We start from the raw sequence: 19,471 nt of genomic DNA on the forward strand, positions 1-19,471 counted from the left end.
ATTCATCGCTAGCGGCAAAATATAGATAACAGCCCTTGCAGCTCTTCATTTATAACATGTTGTTTTACAACATCTTGCATAGGAGTATTTGATACTTTGTTATTTAAAATACCCACCATTTTAGCGCTTTCTCCAGCACATAAAGCCTTAACACTGTGTACGCCTAATCTTATTGCTAACATACGATCCGCTGCAGATGGATTACCGCCGCGTTGTAAGTGCCCTAGCTTAGTTACGCGCAAATCTATACTGGGATTAACGGTACTTATTTTCTCACATATATGCTCAACGCCAATTTCATCACCTTCAGATACCACCACAATAAAAGCATGCTCACTGTGATAATCGCTAATTTTATTCACTAAATAAGTTATGTCTTCATCATTTTCAGGTATTAATATCGAATCGGCGCCAGAGGTTAAACCGGCATAAGTGCCAATATAACCAGAATCACGTCCCATTACTTCAATAACAAACACCCTATTATGTGATTCTGCAGTATCTCTAATATTATCAATACATTGCATTGATGTGTTTACTGCGGTATCAAACCCTAAGGTGTAATCTGTACCCGCAATATCATTATCAATAGTGCCTGGAATGCCTATATACGGTATGTCAGTAATTTGTGATAACCATAAACACCCTCTAAATGAACCATCTCCACCTATCACAATTAAAGCGTCAATATTATTATGTTCAATTGTGGCTAGTGCTTGATTTCTACCGGCATCACCTCTAAATCTTTCACTACGCGCTGTTTTTAACACAGTACCACCTAAGTGCATGGTTTGTTGTAGGTTTTTGCAATCAAGTGTCACTAAATCATTATCAATTAAACCCTCAAACCCTTTTCGAACGCCCGACACTTTTATTCCGTGTTGTTGAGCGGCTTTTACTATGGCAAATAATGCGGTGTTCATCCCAGGCGCATCGCCTCCTGAGGTTAATACGGCAATGTGTTTAATTGGCTGCATCGGTTCACATCCTTCGATAAGCTAAACTTCAATAATTCATAATAGCTGTTTATGAGTAGGCTGTGTAAAGTAAGCGCAGTAAAGTTGATCTACTTAGGGTTTATTTGATTGTTTAATCAGTATGAAGGGAGCAGTTTTAAATTGAAAACTTTGCTTTTAAAACAACATACCGTAATTTTTAATGGAGAGCCGCTGTAAAAGGAATATTTTTACAAATTTCGGCTTCTATTGTTAGTAACTCGTCTAAGCGTTCGTCAACTTCTTGCTTATCAAAGTATTCGTAGGCGAGTTCCACAAATAAATTTTTATGTTTTTCTTCTGATTTAGCAATTGCGACATAAAAATCTTTTTCTTTTCCTTCAGGTAGTGCCTCGGCAACTAAAGAAAAACGTTCATGTCCCCTCGCCTCAATTACCCCACCTACTAATAATCTGTCCATTAAAAAACCGTCACGACCATGCCTAAAGTGTGCACGAATTTGTTTAATGTATGGATCTTTTTTATCATCACCTAAATTAGTATCGCGTTCAATTAATAGTTTAAGTACTTGTTTAAAATGAATTAACTCTTCAAGAGCTAAGTCAGTCATGGCTTTAACTAATTTACGCTTATCCGGATAATGTGAAAGCATTGACATAGCCATGCCAGATGCTTTTTTCTCAGCAGCAGCGTGGTCTTGTAAAAAGGTTTCGAAGTCGGCTAAAACAACTTCGGTCCATTCAAATGGCGTGTGGTATTTTAATTCAAACATAGTGATACAACTTATAAAATAATGCGTGGATTTTAGCGTATTTAAAAATAAAAATCTTTGGTTGCGATTTAAATTTAACTTTCATAAGGCAAAAACTTATCAATCCGCCCTTTTGCCGTCGACTCAATTTTTAATGGGTGCTTTATATCATTCCATGCAGTGACTTTACCGCCCATGTTCATTTTTTCAAAGCCAGCTAAGCTGCTGGTAATATTTAAAAACTCACATAGCTTATTAAAACTCTCGGGATTTGCTATATCAATGGCTAAAAAATCATTAGGCCGGTCAGCAAAATAAGTATTAGCACTATTAATATGAGTGTTATAACAATTAGTTAAATATTCATCCTGGTTAATATTTTCGAGTGAAAAATCACTAAACGTATTTAAATAACAGCGCTTTAAATGAATATTAAAGCCCCCATCAGCACGCGTTAAATTAGTATGCATACGCAGTAAAAGCTGTTTGATTGATGGCAACCACGCGCTAAGTTCTCGCTTTAAATATACAAATTTAGAACCTGGGTAATATTTATCTAATGTTTGATAATCGTTAAATACAGGTGTGTCAGCGATAGCCACCGCATTTTCAAAACAAGCGTTAGTGTAAGCAGTATGGGCAGTAGGTATACCAAAATCTAAAAATGCATTACATACGCTAGTCGTCCCAGTGCGTGGTAAACCAATAATAAATATTTTTTGTGTCATGGCGTTTTAAATGTCTTTTCCTGAAAACCAAAGTGATGCATCATTAAGGGGTGTTAATGCGGGTAACTGATTGTTTTTTAATTTAATGATAATTTTATTTTTTATATCTGCATGCTCAATCGCACTGCGATGATAAGCCTTAAACAAACGATCAAACTCACCGTTTTTACGCATAATAGCTAAGCCTTTCTCAACCGCTTGCGCTATTTCGGGCTTTTCTTTACTAAAAAAGAAGTAGATTGCACTTGGGTATTGCAACAAGAAGTGTGGCACTATCGTGAGGTTAGCACCGGCTTCATCTTTAAAGGTATTGAGCTCAGTTTCAACCTCTAACACAGAACGAGGAAATACATCACCTCGGCCTTTTATCAACATATTAAATAACGAACTATATTCGATTGATGTCGATACAGTTAAGCCGTTATCCTGCAGTATTTGTGTGTCAGGCCAATCATGCCCTTGAATAAAGTGTATGCTTTTAAAGTCGCTCAGGGTATTGATGTTTAATAAGGTATTCACTTTATCCTGTGTAGTTACCAAAACACGCCACCCATATAACCCCTTAAATATAGGCACTCTAACGGGTAGTAATTGTTGCTCACGCTGTTTAGAGGTCATGGTCCAAGCTACGTTTATTTCATCATTATGAAGAATTTGCTTTAACGCGCGGCTCTGTGGCATCGAAATACTTGAGGGTTGTAATGTAAAATTTTCTCCGCTGAATTGCATGGCTGTTCTTAATAGTACTAACGGGTATAATATTTCATCTTCACCACTGCGCATTGTTTTGGGGTATACAACATGCAAACTAGAAACGGTGTTTTTGCTATTATTTTCTATTGCCCATGCAAATGATGTCAGTGAACTGAAAAAATATAAACATGTAAAAAAAATAGCTAACCGCATAATCGTTTATCTACTTAAAAGTAATAACACCGCGCTTACTATCACAATAGCAAAGGTGAACATCATGCTCAATCCACGTGCCTTTAAATTATTGTTAATAATGGCAGACCCATGAACAACACGGCTGATAAATAATAAACCGCCTAGTGCATGTACATAATGACTAGCTAACCCTTGATACTCCAATAAAAAAACTAAAATTAAGCTAATGGGCACGTACTCAATAAAATTACCATGCGCTCGGGTTGCACGTTCAAGCGCGGTATTACTGCCATTACCTAACGAAATCCCTTCGGCTTTACGTATTTTTATAACATTAACACTCAAATAAATATAATAAAGGGCCAATAAGGCCGCATAGCTAGATATGATCACAGTATAGTCCATTTAATTTTTCAACAATAATAACACATAAGTTAAGCGGTAAATCAGTAGTTTTATCATGAACTATGCTAGAGTAATTTATACATTGGAATAGTAATAAGTAAGGATAATATGTATTTAAGAACAAAAATCATCAATCACTATCGTGAAATAATAAACAGTATTGGCTTTTATCCCTCGCTCCTGTCTGTTGCGTTTTTAATTTTTGCTGTACTCACTATGTCTGTTGAGTATTTAGCCCCTATAGAGCAATTTAAATCATTAATCTCATTTGTATTAGTAGACAGTGCAGAAAACGCACGAACCATATTAAGCACCTTAGCTGGTAGTATTATTTCGTTAACTGTATTTAGTTTTTCTATGGTGATGGTGGTTTTAAATGCGGCCAGCGCTAGCTTGTCACCCAGAGTCGTTCCTGGGCTTATTACTCGTAAATCGCATCAAATGGTATTAGGGTTTTATTTAGGCAGTATTATTTATTCTATTATAATGCTCATTAATATTAATAAGTTAGATAACGGAAATACGGCAATACCCTCATTAGGGGTACTCTTTGCGTTAATTTTTGGTTTGATTTCTTTGGGCTTGTTCGTTTTTTTTATTCACTCTATTTCAAAAGCAATTCAGGTTGATAACGTATTAAATGGTTTATTTAGACAAACCAAACAAGAGATCCAAGACATCATCAACAAACAAGGCGATAACCCCGTTGATAACTTTCCTGAATTTTCAAATTGGCATTCAATAAAAAGTACTACTGAGGGTTACTACAAAGGGGTTCACACAAATAAGCTGTGTGCTATTTTGGCTGAAGAAAAAATAGAACTTTTTATTACTGTTAAGCAAGGTTACTTTACCGTTAAAGGCTACCCTTTCTTAAAGTGTAATAAAGACATTTGTGAAAACGAAGAGTTAATAGAGAAAATCTTAGACTGCTTTATTTTTTATATAGAAGAATACATTAGCGATCATTACCGTTATGGATTAACCCAAATTTCTGAAATTGCGGTAAAAGCAATGAGCCCTGGGATTAACGATCCGGGGACAGCGGTTAAAGCTATTGATATGCTGAGTATTTTATTGATTGCTCGCCTAAAGATTAATGCGATTAACTACGCGTATTATCAATCAGAAGAAGCCCCTTTGCTCTATTTCCATGAAACCAGTTTTGATGAATTACTGCACGATAACTTCACTCCTTTGCGTAATTATGCCAAAGCAGATGCCTATGTAATGACCAATGTTATTGAAGCATTTAAAAATATTTTGTTTATTGCCAACGAGGATGTTGAAGCTCGAAACAGTGTGTTTAATTATTTAGGTGCCATTGTTGATGATATTAATCAGCACATTTGTAATGAGTATGACCGGCGAGAAATTAGAAATATGCTACAAGCAATAGTGCGAATTAGTGAGTTACAAGGTAATCAGTTGGTGGCACGTTTTGAGCAGCACCAACCTATTAGCGAGTAGGCTCTGTAGAGCTATTTATTCTGCCGAGGGGTAAAGAGTTATCGCTCCTCGGCAGCGCCTATTTGGCATTGAAAGATCATCAAGCCCTAATCTATATAATAAATTGCATAGCTTGACGCGCTAATAGTAATTTCACCCGCATGATAGGCATCTGGGACATAATTACCAGGTGCACTGTCTGCCATCATTACTTTTTCACTTCGCATGTACGGTGTAGATGGCATATCAAGCGGGGTTAACGACGCGCTATATAAGCCTTTTAACTCTACATCAAAGTCGTCACTTAGCTCTTTTGCCGCGACTTTGGCTTGTTTAATTGCCATTTTTTGTGCTTTTTTATGCAGCTCATCGTAGTTGCTAGCTAAAAATTGCGTTTGTCTAATTTCATTAATGCCATTATTAACTAAGCTCTGAAGTAATTCAGGGTATTTATTAATTGCAGAGAGTTTAATGGTGAGCGTTCTTGATACTTTAAAGCCAGTAAACTCTTGTTTACCTGTTTCACGATTATATTGGTTATCACGGTATATAGAAATTTGACCGGCATTAATATCCGCATCATCTACCCCTAGTTTTTTTACTAAACTTATTGCACTGGCCATAGTGGTATCGGTTTGTTTTTTTGCTGCAATTAAGTCTTTATCTATTTCAGTAATGCCCACCGTTAATAAAACATGATCCGGCATCGTCGTTAGTGAAGCTTCACCTTTAACATAAATATGCGGCTCTTCTGGGGCGTTGCTCGCATAAGCTGATGTACTGAGTAATGCGGCGATTAAAATCGAAAGCGTTTTCATAAGTCTATCCTTTTAAATTTGATTGCCTCAGTTAACACCTTATGCGGTTAATTAAAGATGAACAAGCATAAAAAAACAGGCAAAAGCCTGTTTTTTTTAATCTCTACTGTAATTAAATGCTGCAACGCTTGTAGTTACGGTATTTTGGTAACCAGTAGTTTTTGTCGATGGCTGCCCACAGCGCATCGTCTGAAATTTCAAGGGCTACGCCCTCTTCAATTGCTTTTTTAGCCACTGCAAACGCAATACGTTTACTAAGCGTTTCAATTTCAGTCAGTGCCGGTAGTAAGCTGCCTTTACCTGTATTAGCTAAAGGTGACGACTCAGCTAACATTTCGCTCGACATTATTAGCATCGCATCGGTAATGCGGGTTGCTTTGGCGGCAATAACACCTAAGCCAATACCTGGGAATATGTAACTATTATTACATTGTGGAATTGGGTAAGTCACACCGTTATAAACAACTGGGTCGAATGGGCTGCCTGTTGCAACAATTGCTTTGCCATCGGTCCATTTAATTACATCTTCTGGATACGCTTCAACTTGCTTAGATGGATTACTTAACGGGAAAATAATTGGCGATTCACATTTAGCATGCATAGCGCGAATGACTTGTTCGGTAAATAAGCCAGGTTGGCCTGATACACCAATTAAAATATCTGGTTCAGCACAATGCATTACATCTAATAACGACGCGTATTCACCGCTGTAGATCCAATCAGCTAAGCAGCTAGTTGGTTGTGCAAGCATTTGTTGAAAGTCACGTAAGCCTTGCATACCATCTGTTAATAAGCCAAAACGGTCAACCATAAAGACTTGGCTACGTGCCTGTGCTTCACTAATACCCTCAGCAACCATAGTGCTAACGATTTGTTCAGCAATACCACAGCCTGCAGAGCCTGCGCCTACAAAAACAACTTTTTGAGTTGATAATTTAGCACCTTTAACACGACATGCTGCTAATAAAGAGCCCACAGTGACCGATGCAGTTCCTTGAATATCATCATTAAAACTACAAATTTCGTTGCGGTAACGCTTTAATAATGGCATTGCATTAGGCTGAGCAAAATCTTCAAACTGCAATAACACATTTGGCCAGCGACGTTTTACTGCTTTAATGAATAAGTCTAAAAACTCATCGTATTCATCTTGTGTAATACGTTTATGGCGAGCACCCATGTACATTGGGTCGTTTAATAATTTTTCGTTATTGGTTCCCACATCGAGCATAACCGGTAACGTATAAGCTGGGCTAATACCGCCACACGCGGTATACAAAGAAAGTTTACCAATTGGAATGCCCATACCGCCAATACCTTGGTCGCCAAGACCTAAAATACGCTCACCGTCGGTAACAACAATCACTTTTACTTTGCCTTTTGTGGCATTACGTAAAATATCGTCAATGTGAAAGCGATCTTCATACGAAATAAATAAACCACGGGCACTGCGATAAATATCAGAAAACTTTTCACAGGCATCACCTACTGTTGGGGTGTAGATAATAGGCATCATTTCTTCGATATGATCGCGCACTAAACGGTAAAAAAGCGTTTCGTTATTATCTTGAATGGCGCGTAAATAAATGTGCTTATTTAAGTTGTCGTTAAAACTTGAGTATTGTTGGTAACAACGCTCAACTTGCTCTTCTATTGTTTCGTAACGAGGAGGAAGTAAACCAGCAAGATTAAAGTTTTCACGTTCTTTTTGGCTAAAAGCACTTCCTTTATTCAATAGCGGGGTTTCAATTAGGCCTGGGCCAGAATAAGGAATATAAAGATAATTTGGATCGGTATTTGTAGTCATATTTCCAAGCTTTACTGAATCTTAAGTAATGATCTGCCATTATCATTGTTAAAGGCTAAATTGCAATGACATTTAAGCTTGTCAGACCATTGAAAATTTACAAATACAAGCGCTACTTTAGTATAAAGTCACTCATATTTGGTGAATATGTTAGCAGGCTGTTGTGAATTTATAAAAATTAAAAACGGGCATTAGACCAGCGTTTGCTGTGTGCAATGGTTACAACAGTGTCAGTTATTTTTTAGATTTGCTAATTTTTTACATTAGTTAACATACTATTTTCAATCAAATAATCATTAACTATTAAGCTATTACATAAATAACAGCAGGTAATACATTAGCTGCAAACCTGCTGTTGATTATACATGTTTTAGAATTTAAATGAGGCTTTATTATTATTTTAATCCGATAATGCCATCCCTTCCCTGCGAGGATCGGCGGCGCCATACAAACGGTTATTTTTAACTTCTACCGCATGCAGCCCAGAGTTTAAGTCAATCACGCGCACATCATGGCCGCGCTTTTTAAGCTTTGGTACCACCGCTTCAAGTGCAGTGCCTTTTTCTACGCTGGTGTAGTCGTTGCGATTAGTGGTTCGCGGTAAATTAATGGCTTGTTGCGCGTTTAAATTCCAATCTAAAACGCCAATAACAACTTGCGCTACATAATCAATAATGCGACTACCACCAGGAGAGCCGACCACTAAACGTAAGCTCCCATCTTGATTAAATACCATTACGGGTGACATTGAGCTGCGCGGACGTTTATGGGCTTCTACTCTGTTAGCCACTAACTTGCCATTTTTACGCGGCGAGAGTGAAAAATCAGTCAGCTGATTGTTTAAAATGAAGCCATTAACCATGACCGTCGAACCAAACGCCATTTCTATAGAGCTGGTCATCGAAACAGCATTGCCTTTGCTATCAACAATCGAGACATGTGACGTAGACGGAAGTTCAAAAGAGTCATCATTTGCGTAGCTTAAGTAATCAACTGGATCACCAGGAAATGCTTTTTTATCTTCTTCGCTAATTAACTTTGCGCGGGTAGCGATGTAATCTTTGTTTAATAACTCCTCGGTAGGGACTTGGGTAAAATCAGGATCGCCAATGTATTTATTTCGATCAGCAAACGCAATGCGCGATGCTTGGCTAAAGTAATGAATAGCCTCTGCGCTATTAGCTTTAATATTGGCCATATCTTTATGTTCAAGCAAGCCTAAAATTTGTAGCACCGCTACACCGCCACTACTAGGTGGTGCCATTGAGCACACTTTGTAAACGCGGTATTTAATACATACAGGGGCGCGCTCTTTGCTGGTGTAGTTAGCAAGATCTTGTACAGATAATTTACCCGGGGCAATTTTTGATTTCTGCACTGCACTTACCATGGCTTTTGCATTATCACCTTTATAAAAAGCATCAATCCCTTGTGAGGCAATGTCTTTGTATAAATTAGCAAGCGGCTGGTTTTTTTTAATACTGCCTACTTTGATCACTTCACCATTGGGGAAAAAATACTCATTGATCACCGGCATACTCATAACACCCGGGTTTAACTGCCTAACGAGTAAGCCATGTAATCGTGGAGATACTTCAAACCCTTGTTCGGCTAGTGCAATAGCTGGCTTAAATAACGTTGCCCATGGCAAATTACCATATTGTTTATGGGCACTGGCAAACGCATGTAAAATACCTGGTACACCCACAGAACGACCACCTACAACTGCTTCAATCCATTTAACAGCTTTGCCATGTTCATTTAAAAACAGGTTTTCATCGGCATTACTGGGGGCTGTTTCGCGACCATCAAAACTGGTGAGTTTATTGTTAGCTTTGTTGTAATACATCATAAACGTACCACCACCAATGCCTGATGACTGCGGCTCAACTAATGTAAGCACTAATTGGGTGGCAATTGCGGCATCTACGGCGCTTCCGCCTTGGGCTAAAATGGCCTTTCCCGCTTGTGAGGCATAAGGATTTGCAGCCGCAACCATGTATTTATCGCCAGGTACTAATTGCTTTTGTACTACCCCTGTGGCGGCTTCTGGTTCACGGGTTTCAATTTGGCTTGCTTGCTGTGCAAATAAAGGGAAAGACAGTGCACTTAAAGAGAGAGCAAATAAAGAGTTGAGCTTAAAATTCATAATTACTGATTAAACTTAAATTGCATGGAAGATAATTGGCATCTTAAAGTTAAACAGGCACAATATGCAAAAATAAATATAAAAAAATGATCATTAAATGCTTAATTTACCCCTTCAGCCGCGTTATGTTTTACCCCCCTTGTGTTTAATTGTATTAAGTACGCTCTTAGCATGGCTTGGTATGAACAATGAGCTTGAGTTTAATCGCCCATTAATTGAACAAGGCCAACTATGGCGTTTATTCACCAGCCAATTTGTGCATGCTAACTGGGCACATTTAGGTTTAAATTGTGCCGGTATAGCACTTATTTGGTTGCTTCATGGCGAATACACAACGCCTAAGCATTACAGCTTTAATGTTGCACTCCTTGCGCTTTGGTGTGGCTTGGGGGTTTATTGGTTTTGTCCAACAATCATTATTTATACAGGGCTGAGTGCGCTATTGCATGGCGTGATCGTGTGGGGGGCGATAAAAGACGTCGTTGTTGGGTTAAAATCAGGTTATGTCTTGTTTATTGGCGTATGGATAAAGCTTATTCTTGAGCAAGTTAATGGTCCAAGCGCAGAAATTGGTCAACTTATTCAATCAACGGTGGCCGTTGATGCGCATTTAATTGGCGCAATTGGTGGGGTTTTATTAGCTGTGCCGCTGGTTGTAAAACACATCAAAAACGATAATAAACACAGCTAAAAAAACGCCACATAAGTGGCGTTTTTATTTTTAGTCGATTAAAGCGTTTCTTTAAACAGTTTATAAATTCGACGGTATTCATCTAACCAGCTCGAAGGCTGAACAAAACCATGCGGTTCTACTGGGAAGATTGCTGTTTCAAAGTTTTCTTTTTCAAGTTCTATTAAACGCTGTACTAAACGTACTGAATCTTGAAAGAACACATTATCATCAACCATAGGCGCATTTATTAATAAATGCTTTTTAAGCCCTTCTGCATAATAAATAGGTGAACTACGCTCATAGGCAATCGGGTCAACATCAGGGTGATTCAAAATGTTAGCCGTATAACCTGTGTTGTAATGAGCCCAATCAGTCACTGGACGAAGCGCTGCACCTGATTGAAACAAGTCTGGCGCGGTAAATAACGCCATGAAGGTCATAAACCCACCATAAGAGCCACCGTAAGTCCCTACCGATTGGGTATTAACATTGGCATTATCCGCCATCCATTTTACGCCATCGGCTAGATCTTGTGTTTCAGGTGTTCCCATTTGGCGATAAATAGCCGTTCGCCAATCACGACCATAGCCTTTAGATGCGCGGTAATCCATATCCATTACTACATAACCTTCATCTGCTAGTAATGAATGGAACATAAATTCACGGAAGTAGCCAGACCACCCCATGTGTGAATTTTGCAAGTACCCTGCACCGTGGTTAAAAATAACCGCTTTGCGGGTTTTGCCTGTTTCACCCTCTTGGTAATCAGCGGGGTAATAGACTTTGGCGTATATGGGCTGATCTGTATGACTTGATGGCACAGCAACAATTTTAGGCGCTGTGAGTTTTTTAGCTAAAAACGCATCAGATACCGTATTGGTTAAACGAGTCGCGGTTGTGTTTGCTTTAGCCTCTGCCACATAAAGTTCAGTCGGCATAGTGATTTTAGAATGTCTAAGTAATAACTTAGATTGATCAGGGCTTAAGGTGTAATCCGTCATACCGTTTAAGTCGGTTACTTGCTCACTAACACCTGTTTGTGGATTAACGCGGTATATTTCGTAAAGACCCGGATGCTCAATATTCGCTTTATAGTAAATAGCACTATTGTCATCAGTAAGGGTTAAGTCAGACACTTCAAACTGACCTTGTGTTAAAGCTATAGCTTTGCCATTTAAAGGTTTTTTATAAAGCTGACTGTACCCCGACTCTTCCGATAAATAATAAAGCGTGGTTGAGTCATTTAACCAACCAAAGTCGTTAAACGCATACGCAATCCACGCATCGTCATGTAAACGGTGTTGAGATACGAGTTTGTTATTTTCAAAATCAACGGTGGCCAACCAACGATCTTTGTTATCCCATGCTTCAAGCATAATCGCCACTTGGCTGCCATCATCGTTCCAGCTGATAGGCGATTGATCCCATCCCCAGTCTGAAATTACATTAATGCCACGCGGTTGTTTCTTAGACTTATACGTTTTGCCATCGCGGGCATAGTTTTCTTTTTTAATCTCAGCGAGTACATCTTCATCAAAACCAGGCAAGGTATTAAACCCTAAAGTAGTTTGGCTTTGATCTGCAAGGTTAATATAAATAATTTCAGAAGTTTGCTCTTTAGCGTCAGCCACACGACGGCGAACTTTTTTAGGCTCTATAGTCGCATCATCAGTGATGTAGTTAGGCATAATGTCGCCTTCACCACGCCATGAACTTTTTTCTTGAACAACCACAATTAACGCGTCGCCATTTGGAGAAAGCTGGGCTTCATCAACCGTGTTGCCATCGCCTAAATAGTAATGCGTGTTGGCAATTGAGCTATTTTGAGTTTTGACTTGCTCATTTCGCGCATACTTGTCTTGTTTGTTTTTATGCTGCAGTGCAATGTAATCAATCAGCTTATGTTGTTCTTTGGCAATATAAGTTGTTGGCTCTTTTACGCCTTGTGGTTTGTCAGCCAGTTTTAAATTAGCAATTTCACGGGTTAAACCTGTGGTTAAATCTACTTTAAAAAAGATATTACCTTGGCGATACGCTAAGTTACCATCGTTTAAAAATTGTGGCTTTGACTCGGTGGCTGAGCTTTGCGTAATTTGCTTAATTACGCCTGACTGTACGTTTTTAATAAATATGTTGCCTTCAAACACATAAGCTTGAAGTGATTTATCGTTAGAAAAAACAGCTTTACTTGAGCCTACGCTGTGAAGCTGATTTAAAGCCACTTGCTCTGCTGTTTGAGCGTTTACAGCTTGAGTGAATAAATCTCTTAGCTCACTACCTTGTTGTTTTCGCGCGTAAATAACAGTACTTGAGTCAGCACTCCAAAATGCACCTTGCGGTTGACGTCCAATCCAATCAGGGTGAGCCATCGCTTGTTCAAGCGTAATTTTTGAGACACCTATGTCTGCAGGTGTGTTAACAACACTTGCAACCTTGGTATTTGTTTGAATAGCTGAGTCATTAGAAGTTGTGGCGGTTGCTGTACAGCCCGCTAACATAACACTTGACGCAACAGCCATTGCAACAAGTGTTTTAGAAGATGAAAATTTAAAAATCATAGTGCTTCTTGACGGTTATTATAATTAACCGTATTTAAGCAGAAGCACCTTTATAATTGCAATTATTTAAGATAAACAACGCTGATATCGGGGTGAGTAACCCGTTTATTCAACCGTTAAATCAAGCCATACCATACGGTGGTCACTTGATGCGTTTCTATCTTTGATTAAACGGTACAATTCGCTTTGTTTTTTCGGCCAAAATACGCCACCATCTTTAATGGTTAGTCCATAAATTGAAGGCAGAACATAATCAACGCGTGCTTGCCAATTAGCAGTGTAATTTTTAGCATAAGCTTGTGGGTATTGCTCTTTAGCGCCCTCACTGGTTGGAATAAAACCGGCATTAATCATCGGGCTTTTAAGTAACTGATCTGTTGTATTTGTGCGCTTTTTATCGCCCTCAGGGGCGGCATTTAGGTCACCTAAAATCACAAAGCGCGATTTTGCTGCAAGCCCACCCTTTTTACCGTTATCGTCATACAGGTAACTTTCGTTATTAACGTAATCGGCAATTAATCTAATTTCATCATGGTTACGAATGCCGTTTCTGTCTTCATCTCCATCAAACACAGGAGGCGTAGGATGCGAGGCTAACATGTGAACGACTTTATCATTTACTTTTACCGGTATATCCCAAAACGATTTAGAGCTTAAACGTAAAGCATTCCATTCTTCTTCGTTATACCAATTTGTATTGTTTTTTGGGTCTACCGGCATTTTCACATTCGGTAAATCTTTGTGCTTAAATGTTTGCAGAGTTCTGATGTTGTCAAAATCAATCGGGTAGCGAGATAAAAACGCCATTGCGTAATGGCCTTCAAAAAAACCAAAGCCCTGTGCATCACCCATTACACCGGTTTTTTTGCCGTTATTGTCCAAGTCAAACTCAGTTGCTAAGCCTGTGTTAACTGGTGCAATGTAAACATAAGGGTAATCGATAGCCGCTTGATCATTTTGCCCTACATTTAAGTAATGGGTTTTAAAGTATTCGATCCCTTGTGATTTAGGGACGTAGTCGAATTCATTTAAAAGCACGACATCTGGACGAACGCGTTGAATTATTTCAGCAATATTTTTAATTTGCTGGTGGTCAGAGCGCAGCGCGTTAACTAAGGCATCGCTTTTTACTTTTTCATTTTTAGCGGTGTAATTGGTTGCATCCATACTGACATTAAACGTTGCGACCCGTAATGACTCTGCGTGAACATAGCTTGCTGAAACCAGTAACAATAAAAAGCCACCAATAATTTTAATACCGAGATCATGTCTCATTATATGAATCCATCTATGATTAATAATAAAATAACACAGCTAACCACGATCCAAAGAATCACAGCCATTAAAAACGGTTTAATTCCCGCTTGCTTTAGTACCGATAATGACAAACCACTGCCTATTAAAAACAATGTCATCACTAGTATTTGCTTCGCTGCAATGTTTATCAACTCCCAATAAAATGAAAGCGACGGCACATAGGTATTAATTAATGCGGCTAATAAGAAGCCTACAATAAATAATGGAATACTCGCCTTTTCATCTGAGCGCATAAACACACCCGCAAGCGTAGTATATGGAATAATCCACATAGCACGAGTAAGCTTCACTGTTGTTGCTATGCTCAGTGCCACTGCACCATAAGTAGCCGATGCACCTACCACGCTACTGGTATCATGAATTGCAAGTGCAGCCCACAATCCAAACTGCTCTTGGGTTAGTTCAAAATAATGCCCAATTGCAGGGAATAATAATAACCCTACACCATTGAGTAAAAATACGATAACCAGCGCCACAGCCACTTCATGATCTTTGGCTTTTATAACCGGTGCCATGGCCGCAATAGCGCTACCACCACAAATAGCGGTTCCAAAGGAAATTAACACGCCTGTGTTACGATTAAGTTTAAACACTTGAGTTAAAATTTCGCCAAGCCCAATTATGGCAGTAATACTGACAATTGTTAACACTAAAGAGCTGCGACCAACCTCAATTACCTGATTAAAATCAACAGCAAACCCCAATCCCACAACTGCTAACTTTAGCATCCATTTACTGGCCTTTTGTGATAACTCAACAAACGGGTTACCCAAGGTAATCGCAAATAACGCCCCCATAACCAAGGCACTACCAGCGCCAATAAATGGAGTGATACACAAGGCCAGTAATATTATAAATACAGGTTTATGTAATTTAGCGATAATCATAACGTTAAGCGCGAATGAGTTTATTAGTCAGTTTATGGACAACGGGGGCAACAAATATAACCGTTGGAAAGGCAATACAAAAGGCACAAACAATAATACAAAACTTTGGGTGGATCATTGAAAAGAACCTTTAGAAGGTAAAGCGATAAATTGAAGTTAAGTTCAATTTATCGCTTTGTTTTTTAACTTATAATAGCGATTTGCTGGTAGCTAATACACCGGGGTAATCTTGCTCTGGCAAACACATTGCGAGTTCACCAAGGCGTTCACCTAATTGCTGTAAATTATCAGCAGATACATTAATGTGGCCCATTTTGCGACCTGGTTTTACACTTTTACCGTACCAATGGCTGGTTACATCTGCTGTTTTTAACACATCAATAGGGATTTGTGGTTGGCCTAATACATTTATCATAGCAGTAGGCTGCTTAATTTGCGTACTACCTAAAGGTAGGCCGGCTACAGCGCGCATATGGTTTTCAAATTGCGAGCAATGAGCACCTTGTTGCGTCCAATGGCCTGAGTTATGAACTCGCGGCGCAATTTCGTTAACTAATAACGTACCCTGTACATCAAAAAACTCTATGGCCAGTACACCTACATAATTAAGCTCATTTGCAATTCGGGTAAATGCTGAGGTTGCTTGACTCTCGACTAAACTATTATCTTTACCGGCTAGTGAAAGCGTTAATACACCATTGGTATGTTGGTTTTCAGTAAGTGGATAGATTGCAACGTTACCCTCTTTGTCGCGCGCGCCAATAATAGATACTTCACGATCAAAAGGGATCATTTTTTCTGCAATTATGGTGTGCGGAGCGTGCTCAGTGCCTGATGCAATAAAATCAGCCATTTCAGCCCAAATCTGTTCAATTTGATCGTCTGATTTTAAACGCCATTGGCCTTTACCATCGTAACCCGCTTGGCATGTTTTAATGACTAATGGCTTACCAAGTGTTTGAACCGCGAGTTCAAGATGCGCTTTTTCTGTAATTAACTGATATGGCGCGAATGCAACAGCGGTTTTATCGAGAAGCGCTTTTTCAAGCGCACGGTCGCCACCGGTTTTAATGGCTTGTTTGCCCGGATAAAACTTATTGCTATTACAACACTGTGTAAGTACATCATCTGGAATATGTTCAAACTCGGCCGTAATAGCATCAGCGTTTTCTATCGCCTGTTCGAGCGTTGTTGGATACACTTCGTTTGTAAGCGGATGCACAATCTTTTTGCTGCCTACATCATAAGCAACCACATTTAAATTAAGCGGTGCACCAGCTAAGCTCATCATTCGTGCTAGCTGCCCTGCCCCTAAAATTAAAATATTCATGTTCACTCTGCAGGATTTGGGTTAGCTAAAACAGTCTTAGTTTGTTCTTTACGGAACGCTTCGATTTTTGCGAATATTTCTGGATTTTGACATCCTAAAATTTGTGCCGCTAATAAACCTGCGTTTGCAGCACCGGGCTCACCAATAGCAAGAGTACCTACCGCAACACCTTTTGGCATTTGGCAAATAGATAACAGAGAGTCTACACCGTTTAGCGCTTTAGATTTAACAGGTACGCCTAAAACTGGCAGAGATGTAAACGCTGCCGCCATTCCCGGTAAGTGCGCCGCGCCACCTGCGCCTGCAATAATAACTTTAATACCGCGTTCTGCGGCTGAACTTGCGTAATCGGCAAGTAATTGAGGAGTGCGGTGCGCAGAAACCACTTTAGTTTCATACTCAATGCCAAATTTTTCTAGCATAAGGGCGGCGTGTTCCATGGTTGGCCAATCTGATTTAGAACCCATAATAATGCCAACAGTCATAAATACTCCTCAGTAATGTATTTTAAAAATAGCGGACTTATGTCCGGTTTTATGGCGGGTATTATATACTTAAATGCTGCACTAATGCGACCAGCAGACAATAAAAAAGCCATGTTAAACATGGCTTTTTTTAAACAGCGAAACAATCAGCAATTAAGCTTCTTTACTCGCTAAATATTCTGAGTAGTTACCTCTAAAGTCGATAACTTTACCGTCTTTAATTTCCCAAATACGAGTGGCAACTGATGATACAAACTGACGGTCGTGTGACACAAACATCAAGGTACCTTCATACGCTTCAAGCGCTAAGTTAAGTGCTTCAATTGACTCCATATCCATGTGGTTGGTTGGCTCATCCATAAGTAAAATATTTGGTTTATGCATCATAATTTTACCAAATAACATACGACCTTGCTCACCACCAGATATTACTTTTACTGATTTTTTTATATCGTTTTGTGAAAACAACATACGACCTAAGAAGCTACGCACTACTTGCTCATCGTCGCCCTCTTGTTGCCATTGCTCCATCCACTCAAACAAATTCATGTCTTTTTCAAACTCATCGGCATGATCTTGTGCATAGTAGCCAATGTTTGCATTTTCAGACCATTTAAACTCACCGCTTTTAGGCGCTAAACGTCCTGCTAAAGTGTTTAATAATGTTGTTTTACCCACACCATTTTCACCAATAATAGCAATGCGCTCACCTACTTCAACTAGGCCTTCTAATCCTGAGAATAAAGTTTCTTCAAAGCCTTGCGATAAGCTGGTCATTTCAAGCGCGTTACGGAATAACTGCTTTTCTTGTTCAAAACGAATAAATGGCGACTGACGTGACGACGCTTTTACTTCGTCTAATTGAATTTTATCAATTCGTTTTGCACGTGAAGTGGCTTGCTTTGCCTTTGACGCGTTGGCAGAAAAGCGCGATACAAATTGTTGAAGCTCTGCTATTTGGCTTTTCTTTTTCGCGTTTTCACTTAATAAACGTTCGCGTGCTTGAGTAGCTGCAAACATGTATTCATCGTAGTTACCCGGGTAAATACGTAGTTCACCGTAGTCAATATCGGCCATGTGCGTACATACCGAATTTAAAAAGTGACGGTCATGCGAGATGATGATCATGGTACAGTCACGTTGATTCAATACATCTTCAAGCCACTTAATTGTATAAATGTCCAAGTTATTGGTAGGCTCATCGAGCAGCATGATATCAGGGTCTGAAAACAAAACTTGAGCTAGAAGCACACGAAGTTTAAAACCTGGTGCAATTTCTGACATAGGTCCGTAGTGCTGCTCTTTAGCAATACCCACACCTAATAGTAACTCACCCGCTTTAGATTCAGCCGAGTAACCGTCCATTTCAGCAAATTCAGTTTCAAGATCGGCTACTTTCATGCCGTCTTCTTCACTCATTTCAGGTAGGCTATATATACGGTCACGTTCTTGTTTAATATCCCACAATTCTTTATGACCCATAATCACGGTATCAATAACAGAATATTCTTCGTAGGCGAATTGATCTTGGTTTAGTTTAGCAACGCGCTCATTTGGATCAGTACTTACGTTACCCGAAGATGGTTCTAATTCACCACTAAGGATTTTCATAAAGGTCGACTTACCACAACCATTAGCACCAATTAAACCATAACGGTTTGATTCGCCAAATTTAGCTGAGATATTTTCAAATAACGGTTTAGCACCAAATTGCATGGTGATGTTAGCTGTACTAATAATAGCGCTACCCTCCAAGGGAGACTGAAGTATTTAAATTGCGCGCAGTTTAAACCAAATCACCGTTTTTTTCTATGAAAGTTTATAGCACCAAACTCAAAGTAAACGGTGGCTGTTTATTAACTATAAAAGCAATTAAATAGCCAAAGTACTGGGCGAGAAAATGTGCTTAAAAGGTGAGTAAAACTCATTATTGTACCATTAATGCAGTAAAAAATGTTTAATAAAAAAAACAACTAGCATCAAACCCTTTATAAATTATTTAATCGCGTTAACAGGCGACTTAGTCGCATTTTACTTTTATTAACAATTAATACGGCTATACTAATTTTTTTTATAGTTTTATAGTTTTAGAGTTTCAGCTCTACCCATGCCGACAGACGCAACTATGAAAAAAATTCAACACTCCCTCTCCTGCATTTAAGCCTAATATCTTATTCCAAAATTAAATGGCAGTTTATACGGCTACAAAATAAAAACAGCATTAACTTAAAATGAACAAGCCGAGTGTTTTGTGCTAATTATCATTGATA

General features: G+C 39.0%; 16 protein-coding genes. 2 read left to right on the top strand and 14 right to left on the bottom strand.

Annotation, left to right across the window (positions count from 1 at the left end):
• Nucleotides 1-8: 8 nt before the first annotated feature.
• The 5 genes from CWC30_RS05020 to CWC30_RS05040 form a co-directional block, all read right to left on the bottom strand.
• The gene (locus tag CWC30_RS05020) at nucleotides 9-977 is read right to left on the bottom strand and encodes an ATP-dependent 6-phosphofructokinase (RefSeq protein ID WP_138626589.1); all 969 of its coding nucleotides are present in this window, start codon (nucleotides 975-977) and stop codon (nucleotides 9-11) included.
• A gap of 178 nt (nucleotides 978-1,155) precedes the next feature.
• Nucleotides 1,156-1,728, bottom strand: a complete 573-nt coding sequence (locus CWC30_RS05025) for a MiaE family protein (protein ID WP_013464932.1) — start codon at nucleotides 1,726-1,728, stop codon at nucleotides 1,156-1,158.
• A gap of 74 nt (nucleotides 1,729-1,802) precedes the next feature.
• Nucleotides 1,803-2,435 (bottom strand): sulfotransferase, encoded by a 633-nt coding sequence (locus CWC30_RS05030; RefSeq protein ID WP_138626590.1) that lies wholly within the window; start codon nucleotides 2,433-2,435, stop codon nucleotides 1,803-1,805.
• Nucleotides 2,436-2,441: 6 nt separating this feature from the next.
• Complete coding sequence (locus CWC30_RS05035; protein ID WP_138626591.1) at nucleotides 2,442-3,341, bottom strand: substrate-binding periplasmic protein; 900 nt, start codon at nucleotides 3,339-3,341, stop codon at nucleotides 2,442-2,444.
• 6 nt (nucleotides 3,342-3,347) lie between these two features.
• Entirely contained in the window at nucleotides 3,348-3,716 is a 369-nt protein-coding gene (locus CWC30_RS05040; RefSeq protein ID WP_138626592.1) for an MAPEG family protein, read from the bottom strand.
• A 120-nt stretch (nucleotides 3,717-3,836) separates the two neighbouring features.
• Here CWC30_RS05040 and CWC30_RS05045 point away from each other — a divergent pair, with 120 nt between their 5' ends.
• The gene (locus CWC30_RS05045) at nucleotides 3,837-5,198 is read left to right on the top strand and encodes a DUF2254 domain-containing protein (protein WP_138626593.1); all 1,362 of its coding nucleotides are present in this window, start codon (nucleotides 3,837-3,839) and stop codon (nucleotides 5,196-5,198) included.
• Between the two features lie 86 nt (nucleotides 5,199-5,284).
• Here CWC30_RS05045 and CWC30_RS05050 read toward each other — a convergent pair whose 3' ends face one another.
• From CWC30_RS05050 to ggt, 3 genes are all read right to left on the bottom strand, one after another.
• Complete coding sequence (locus tag CWC30_RS05050; RefSeq protein WP_069439459.1) at nucleotides 5,285-5,995, bottom strand: SIMPL domain-containing protein; 711 nt, start codon at nucleotides 5,993-5,995, stop codon at nucleotides 5,285-5,287.
• A gap of 112 nt (nucleotides 5,996-6,107) precedes the next feature.
• A complete protein-coding gene (locus CWC30_RS05055) occupies nucleotides 6,108-7,802 on the bottom strand; it encodes an NAD-dependent malic enzyme (RefSeq protein ID WP_036982701.1) in 1,695 nt (564 codons plus the stop codon).
• Between the two features lie 400 nt (nucleotides 7,803-8,202).
• A complete protein-coding gene (gene ggt / locus CWC30_RS05060) occupies nucleotides 8,203-9,951 on the bottom strand; it encodes a gamma-glutamyltransferase (protein ID WP_138626594.1) in 1,749 nt (582 codons plus the stop codon).
• Nucleotides 9,952-10,048: 97 nt separating this feature from the next.
• Here ggt and rrtA point away from each other — a divergent pair, with 97 nt between their 5' ends.
• Nucleotides 10,049-10,642 (top strand): rhombosortase, encoded by a 594-nt coding sequence (rrtA, locus tag CWC30_RS05065; RefSeq protein ID WP_138626595.1) that lies wholly within the window; start codon nucleotides 10,049-10,051, stop codon nucleotides 10,640-10,642.
• Nucleotides 10,643-10,680: 38 nt separating this feature from the next.
• Here rrtA and CWC30_RS05070 read toward each other — a convergent pair whose 3' ends face one another.
• From CWC30_RS05070 to CWC30_RS05100, 6 genes are all read right to left on the bottom strand, one after another.
• Complete coding sequence (locus CWC30_RS05070; protein WP_138626596.1) at nucleotides 10,681-13,182, bottom strand: S9 family peptidase; 2,502 nt, start codon at nucleotides 13,180-13,182, stop codon at nucleotides 10,681-10,683.
• Between the two features lie 105 nt (nucleotides 13,183-13,287).
• The gene (locus CWC30_RS05075) at nucleotides 13,288-14,457 is read right to left on the bottom strand and encodes an endonuclease/exonuclease/phosphatase family protein (protein WP_138626597.1); all 1,170 of its coding nucleotides are present in this window, start codon (nucleotides 14,455-14,457) and stop codon (nucleotides 13,288-13,290) included.
• On the bottom strand, nucleotides 14,457-15,386 hold the full coding sequence (locus tag CWC30_RS05080; RefSeq protein ID WP_138626598.1) for a YeiH family protein: 930 nt from the start codon (nucleotides 15,384-15,386) through the stop codon (nucleotides 14,457-14,459). The genes CWC30_RS05075 and CWC30_RS05080 overlap by 1 nt, the downstream gene beginning before the upstream one ends.
• A 187-nt stretch (nucleotides 15,387-15,573) precedes the next feature.
• Complete coding sequence (locus CWC30_RS05090; protein WP_138626599.1) at nucleotides 15,574-16,716, bottom strand: 5-(carboxyamino)imidazole ribonucleotide synthase; 1,143 nt, start codon at nucleotides 16,714-16,716, stop codon at nucleotides 15,574-15,576.
• Nucleotides 16,717-16,718: 2 nt separating this feature from the next.
• The gene (gene purE, locus CWC30_RS05095) at nucleotides 16,719-17,201 is read right to left on the bottom strand and encodes a 5-(carboxyamino)imidazole ribonucleotide mutase (protein ID WP_036982714.1); all 483 of its coding nucleotides are present in this window, start codon (nucleotides 17,199-17,201) and stop codon (nucleotides 16,719-16,721) included.
• 153 nt (nucleotides 17,202-17,354) lie between these two features.
• A complete protein-coding gene (locus CWC30_RS05100) occupies nucleotides 17,355-18,941 on the bottom strand; it encodes an ABC-F family ATPase (protein WP_138626610.1) in 1,587 nt (528 codons plus the stop codon).
• Nucleotides 18,942-19,471 lie beyond the last annotated feature (530 nt).

The organism is Pseudoalteromonas sp. S4741 (genome assembly GCF_005886135.1).
Lineage (GTDB): Bacteria > Pseudomonadota > Gammaproteobacteria > Enterobacterales > Alteromonadaceae > Pseudoalteromonas > Pseudoalteromonas tetraodonis.

Coding starts and splice junctions, on each gene's coding strand:
- CWC30_RS05020 (WP_138626589.1), bottom strand. CDS start 977: ATGCAGCCAATTAAACACATTGCCGTATTAACCTCAGGAGGCGATGCG.
- CWC30_RS05025 (WP_013464932.1), bottom strand. CDS start 1,728: ATGTTTGAATTAAAATACCACACGCCATTTGAATGGACCGAAGTTGTT.
- CWC30_RS05030 (WP_138626590.1), bottom strand. CDS start 2,435: ATGACACAAAAAATATTTATTATTGGTTTACCACGCACTGGGACGACT.
- CWC30_RS05035 (WP_138626591.1), bottom strand. CDS start 3,341: ATGCGGTTAGCTATTTTTTTTACATGTTTATATTTTTTCAGTTCACTG.
- CWC30_RS05045 (WP_138626593.1), top strand. CDS start 3,837: ATGTATTTAAGAACAAAAATCATCAATCACTATCGTGAAATAATAAAC.
- CWC30_RS05050 (WP_069439459.1), bottom strand. CDS start 5,995: ATGAAAACGCTTTCGATTTTAATCGCCGCATTACTCAGTACATCAGCT.
- CWC30_RS05055 (WP_036982701.1), bottom strand. CDS start 7,802: ATGACTACAAATACCGATCCAAATTATCTTTATATTCCTTATTCTGGC.
- ggt (WP_138626594.1), bottom strand. CDS start 9,951: ATGAATTTTAAGCTCAACTCTTTATTTGCTCTCTCTTTAAGTGCACTG.
- rrtA (WP_138626595.1), top strand. CDS start 10,049: ATGCTTAATTTACCCCTTCAGCCGCGTTATGTTTTACCCCCCTTGTGT.
- CWC30_RS05070 (WP_138626596.1), bottom strand. CDS start 13,182: ATGATTTTTAAATTTTCATCTTCTAAAACACTTGTTGCAATGGCTGTT.
- CWC30_RS05075 (WP_138626597.1), bottom strand. CDS start 14,457: ATGAGACATGATCTCGGTATTAAAATTATTGGTGGCTTTTTATTGTTA.
- CWC30_RS05080 (WP_138626598.1), bottom strand. CDS start 15,386: ATGATTATCGCTAAATTACATAAACCTGTATTTATAATATTACTGGCC.
- CWC30_RS05090 (WP_138626599.1), bottom strand. CDS start 16,716: ATGAATATTTTAATTTTAGGGGCAGGGCAGCTAGCACGAATGATGAGC.
- purE (WP_036982714.1), bottom strand. CDS start 17,201: ATGACTGTTGGCATTATTATGGGTTCTAAATCAGATTGGCCAACCATG.